Annotated in this window: 1 protein-coding gene; it reads right to left on the reverse strand. The window is 60.3% G+C overall.

Annotation, left to right across the window (positions count from 1 at the left end; translation table 11 throughout):
* The coding region (locus tag QN347_RS20860) for a toprim domain-containing protein (protein ID WP_323494555.1) at positions 1-239 on the reverse strand (239 nt) is incomplete at both ends.

A 239-nucleotide genomic window follows, 5' to 3' on the forward strand; every position in this document is an offset into this window, starting at 1 on the left:
TGTCAGGATCGTGCTCGGTCGGTAAGAATAAAAATTTGATGAATTTGTCATCATTGGCGTGCGGCAGACAGGCATCGAGGGCGCGCCGCGCCGCGCGACGACCGGCGCTGTCGCCATCGAAACTGAACACCACGTGATCGGTTTGGCGCAGCAGTTTTTGCACATGCGTAGCGGTACAGGCCGTGCCCAGCGTCGCCACCGCTTGGGGAAAACCCATTTGCGCCAGCGCCACCACGTCC

This window comes from Sphingomonas sp. 10B4 (genome assembly GCF_035019905.1).
GTDB classification, from domain to species: Bacteria; Pseudomonadota; Alphaproteobacteria; order Sphingomonadales; family Sphingomonadaceae; genus Sphingomonas; species Sphingomonas glacialis.